Source organism: Pseudemcibacter sp. (assembly GCF_965661635.1).
Taxonomy (GTDB): Bacteria; Pseudomonadota; Alphaproteobacteria; order Sphingomonadales; family Emcibacteraceae; genus Pseudemcibacter.
Genome location: NZ_CBFIEP010000074.1, coordinates 1 through 5,107, shown reverse-complemented (window position 1 = coordinate 5,107; position 5,107 = coordinate 1). Strand labels below are relative to the sequence as shown.

The following is a 5,107-nucleotide window of genomic DNA, read 5'->3' as shown; positions in this document are numbered from 1 at the left end:
TTCATGGTTGATGCCTTTAATATCAGGTATACGCGGTGATACTCCCGTTGCGATGATTATTTCATCATAGTTTTCTTGATTGAGCATTGATGGCGTGACCATGGTATTTAAAACTAAATTGACGCCATTCTTTTCGATCATGCGTTTATAATACCTAAGTGTTTCATAAAACTCTTCTTTGCCCGGAACCATTTTTGCAAGATTGAGCTGTCCGCCCATATCATCAGCACCATCATAAAGCGTGACAGTATGACCACGACCAGAGGCATAAACCGAAAATGCCATGCCGCTTGGACCTGCACCGATCACGGCGATATTTTTTGGCAGCGTTGTTTTTTCTAATTTAATTTCCAATTCATGACAGGCGAGAGGATTAACCAGGCAACTAACCAGTTTTGGCGGCATAGACATAGTATGTTCTAGGCACGCTTGATTGCAGCCAATGCAGACATTGATTTCATCTTCGCGTCCTTCGATGGCTTTTATGACAAAATCAGGATCCGCGAGCATGGGTCTAGCAAGTGAAATAATATCTGCATGTCCATCGGCTAGAACTTGTTCTGCGACTTTGGGGGTATTGATACGGTTTGAAGTGACGATAGGGGTCTTTAGATGTTTTCTAAATTTTTCGGTTACCCATGTAAATGCAGCGCGTGGAACAACGGTATGGGTGGTGGGAACACGGGATTCGTGCCAACCGATGCCGCCATTTAGTATATTAACGCCTAACTTTTCAAGTTCTAAGGCAAATTCCAATGCTTCGTCAAATGTACTGCCCATTTCGACAAGGTCGATAATAGGAAAACGGTACATTATTATAAAATCATCACCCGCTTTTTCACGTACCGCTTTGACGGTTTCAAGTGATATACGCATGCGATTTTTGTGATTTCCACCCCATTGATCATCGCGTCTATTTGTTCTTTCAACAAGAAATTGATGAAGGAAATATCCTTCGGATCCCATGATTTCAACACCATCATAACCTACCTTTTTAGACATATAGGCCGAATGTGCATAGGCATCGATTTGTTCTAATATTTCCTCATGTGAAATTTCACGGGGCGTGAATGGTCTTAGCGGTGATTTAACGGGAGAGGCACTTATCGCATCAGGGCTAAAGGCATCACGCCCGAGATGAAGAAGCTGTAATAATATTTTGCCGCCCTCAGAGTGAACTTTATTAGTGACGACATGATGTCTTTCGGCGTCTTTTTCACGGTAAACACCTTTGGCGCCATGCCATCCGGCAAACGAAATGTCATTTACGGCCATACCGCCAGTGACTATTAAACCGACACCACCGCGGACACGTGCGGCATAAAATTCCGCAAGCGGGGTTAAATCATCCATTTCTTCAAGCATCGTATGCATTGATCCCATCATGACGCGGTTTTTCAATGTGGTGATGCCTAAATCAAGGGGTTCTAATAAGTGTGGATATTTATTGACGTGATGGTTCATGATTATTTCCTCATGATGAGTTTATCAAAAAGAAAATTTATCACAATAAGAGATTAGAAAGTCTACTTGGGAAATGCTAAATATAAAATTTATATCCGAACTAAATAGTCTGATATATAATGTGAATATGAAAAAAATATTTTGCTTTATAATTCTGACCTTTATATCTGCTTGCTCGCAAGAACCGGCACAAACGGTAACATCTGAGGATATAGCGAAGAATGCTGATGGGGCACTTCCTGCATTTTTTCAATGTTTGCGAGATAATGATGTAACGCTGGTAAGCGCGCACCGGGGAGGGCCAATTGAAGGATACCCTGAAAATGCAATTGAAACCTTTGAGCGAACAACAGAAAATGCGTCGGTAATTGTCGAGCTTGATGTTGTTAAAAGCAAAGACGATCAATTATTTATTCTGCATGATAATAGGCTCGATCGCACAACGACCTTATCCGGCGCCGTAAAAGACACTAATTGGACGGATATTAAAGAAGCAAATTTAAAAGATAATGATGGAAATATAACTAATTTTCATCCGCCAACCTTCACTAAAACGCTTAAATGGGCGAAAGGGAAGGCGCTTTTACAAATTGATATGAAACCTCCTTTGAATGTGAATGATGTTGTGGAAGCGGTTATTAAATCAAAGGCTGAAGGTAGAGTTTTTTATATTGCATATTCAATCGAGGATGCACAAAAAATATTAGAAAAACTTCCAAATGCGTTTGTCTCAATAGGACTCGCTAATCAAGCAGAACTAGAACGACTATTATACTCCGGAATAGACACCCATCAAATCCATTCGTTAACCCCGAATGTTGAACAAAATAAACAATTCTTAAAAACATTAAATAGTTACGGTATTACCACCGTTGGACTTACATTTGATCTGGCATTTGAAAATACTAGCTTCGCTGAGCGCGTGAATTGGCAGGAGGTTGTTAAGCAGTATCAGGCCCGCGCAGAAAGTGGCATAGAGATATTAGCATCAAACAAGCCTGTTGATGCCTTTAAAGCACTAAGCGAAGATCCGGAGTACCGAAAAGCGTTATTGTCCTGCTTAAATAATCTTTAGATCAATTAACTAGAGGCAGCTTTCGCAGCTTTCTTACGTTCATGTGGTACAAGAAAACGTTTTCTTAAACGAATGCTTTGTGGTGTTACTTCAACCAATTCATCATCCTGAATATAGGCTATTGCTTGTTCGAGTGATAATTTACGAGGCGGTGTTAATTTAATAGCATCATCTTTACCCGCTGCGCGGATGTTAGTCAGTTGCTTTCCTTTTAAAACATTCACATCCAAATCATTAGAGCGTGCATGCTCACCGATAATCATGCCTTCGTATACTTCTTCTTGTGGGTGGATCATGATGATGCCGCGATCTTCTAGATTAAAGAGCGCATAAGCAACAGCTTTACCCATACCCATACTGATAAGGACACCGACACGGCGACCTTGTATAGGGCCTTTATAAGGACCGTAGCTATGGTATGTGCGGTTCATAATGCCTGTTCCGCGCGTATCTGTTAGGAATTCACCGTGATAGCCAATTAAGCCACGAGAAGGAGCAATAAAAGTAATGCGTGTTTTACCAGTGCCAGAAGATCGCATGTCAGACATTTCGGCTTTGCGTTCAGACATTTTTTCAACAACAACACCTGAATATTCTTCGTCTACGTCGATGATAACTTCTTCGTAGGGTTCTGTGCGGGCACCATTTTCATCTTCGCCATATAGAACACGAGGACGAGAAATAGAAAGTTCAAACCCTTCACGGCGCATGGTTTCAATGAGAACACCAAGTTGAAGTTCACCACGACCAGCAACATCAAAGCTGTCTTTGCTTTCACTTTCAGTAATCTGAATAGCAACATTTCCTTCAGATTCTTTAAGTAATCTGTCACGGATCATACGTGACGTGACTTTGTCGCCTTCGCGTCCGGCAAGCGGACTATCATTAACCGTGAATGCCATGGAAAGTGTTGGAGGATCAATTGGCTGTGCTTGAAGTGGAATTTCGACCTCAGGTGCACAAATCGTATCAGCAACAGTACCGATCGAAAGTCCGGCAATCGCAATAATGTCGCCAGCAATGGCTTCATTAATAGGAGCACGGTCAAGTCCTTCAAAAGACATTAATTTCGTGGCTCTTCCTGTTTCAACGATTTCGCCTTTGTGATTAATCACTTTAATAGGGTCATTGACTTTAATTTTCCCACTTTGAACGCGACCGGTTAGTACGCGTCCCATGAAATTATCACGGTCAAGCAGAGTTGCGAGCATTGTAAACGGTTCGCCAACGATTTCTTTCGTGCGCATGGCCGGTTTATCGTAATAATCGATGATAGTTTGAAATAATGGGTCAAGATTATCACGGGCACCTTCCAAATCATGGGATGCCCATCCGTCACGCCCTGATGCATAAAGCATCGGGAAGTCTAGTTGGTCGTCAGTTGCGTCTAGGCTCACGAATAAATCGAATACTTCATCGTGAACTTCTTCAGGACGGCGGTCAGCTTTATCGATTTTATTAATGACAACAATAGGTTTTAAGCCGAGGGCGAGGGCTTTGCCAGTAACGAATTTGGTTTGTGGCATTGGCCCTTCAGCACTATCAACTAGCAAAATAACACCGTCGACCATGTTTAAAATACGTTCTACTTCACCGCCAAAGTCGGCATGGCCTGGTGTATCAACGATATTGATGCGATGGTCACCCCAATCGACGGCAGTACATTTCGCAAAAATCGTGATGCCGCGCTCTTTTTCGATTTCATTGCTGTCCATTGCCAGCTCTTCAACGGTTTCATTGTCACGGTACATGCCGCTTTGTTTAAACATGCCGTCAACAAGGGTAGTTTTGCCGTGGTCAACGTGGGCAATAATTGCAATATTGCGTAAGGTCATTAGAGTTCGCCGATATGTTGGTGTCTATTTTAAAGTTGGCGAAGTATAGCGATCTATTATGACATGTCTATTTAAAGATGAATAAACTAGAAATTAGTTCTTTTTGGCGGATTTTAGCTCAACACCAGCCATTACGGTGAGGGCACGGACGTAGTCAATATCATCACCAGTCCAAATGCGTTTTTCTCTTGTGGTTTCGCAGCAAATTAAGCCAACAGGCGTTTCGCCCTTATATATAATTTAATCAAGTAAGGATTTTACCTGATATGGCTTAAAATAACTTTCAATTAGTTCAGCAGTATTAGGGTTGGTAAAAACATCATCAGCACGAATTGAGACGCCCTGTATTAATGCATTAAAATAGGCCGGGTAATCAGTTAATAGATCCACCATGCTCATTGTCTTAGCATTGGAAAAGTTTGTTAAAACAATTGTAAAAAAAAGAATGGCAATATATTTCATGATCACACCCGATAGTTTGCTTTATAAGGAAAATCTAACAGGTCATATTAATTTTTTCAATGTTAGCAAGATTTATGAAAAAAGCCATGCGAAAGCGATAGGAAAGGCAGGCATAATTAATCTTATGAATGGAGTGGCATATTGATTTTGTAAAAGCCCGAGCAGATTTTCTGAATAAAAAATAAGAGTTAAGATAAGCAGCGAAAATGCAAGCGAAGGTTCGGTGCTAAACATTTGCATTGCTACACTTAGTATAATGAGAAAGCCGGGA

General features: G+C 41.2%; 5 protein-coding genes. 1 reads left to right on the top strand and 4 read right to left on the bottom strand.

Translation table 11 applies throughout. From position 1 onward, the window contains the following. Positions 1-1,464, bottom strand: a 1,464-nt coding sequence (locus ACTF6W_RS05475; protein ID WP_438993540.1) for an FAD-dependent oxidoreductase, incomplete at its 3' end; no start/stop codon positions are given. Between the two features lie 127 nt (positions 1,465-1,591). Here ACTF6W_RS05475 and ACTF6W_RS05470 point away from each other — a divergent pair. Beyond that, positions 1,592-2,539: a glycerophosphodiester phosphodiesterase family protein gene (locus ACTF6W_RS05470; RefSeq protein WP_438993539.1), complete on the top strand. Its 948-nt coding sequence runs from the start codon at positions 1,592-1,594 to the stop codon at positions 2,537-2,539. Between the two features lie 5 nt (positions 2,540-2,544). On the opposite strand, the gene typA is transcribed toward ACTF6W_RS05470, so the two are convergent. From typA to ACTF6W_RS05455, 3 genes are all read right to left on the bottom strand, one after another. Then, a complete protein-coding gene (gene typA, locus ACTF6W_RS05465; protein WP_438993538.1) occupies positions 2,545-4,374 on the bottom strand; it encodes a translational GTPase TypA in 1,830 nt (609 codons plus the stop codon). Between the two features lie 240 nt (positions 4,375-4,614). Then, on the bottom strand, positions 4,615-4,836 hold the full coding sequence (locus ACTF6W_RS05460) for a hypothetical protein (protein ID WP_438993537.1): 222 nt from the start codon (positions 4,834-4,836) through the stop codon (positions 4,615-4,617). 72 nt (positions 4,837-4,908) lie between these two features. Beyond that, positions 4,909-5,107: hypothetical protein (locus tag ACTF6W_RS05455; RefSeq protein WP_438993536.1), on the bottom strand; the 199-nt coding region annotated here is incomplete at its 5' end.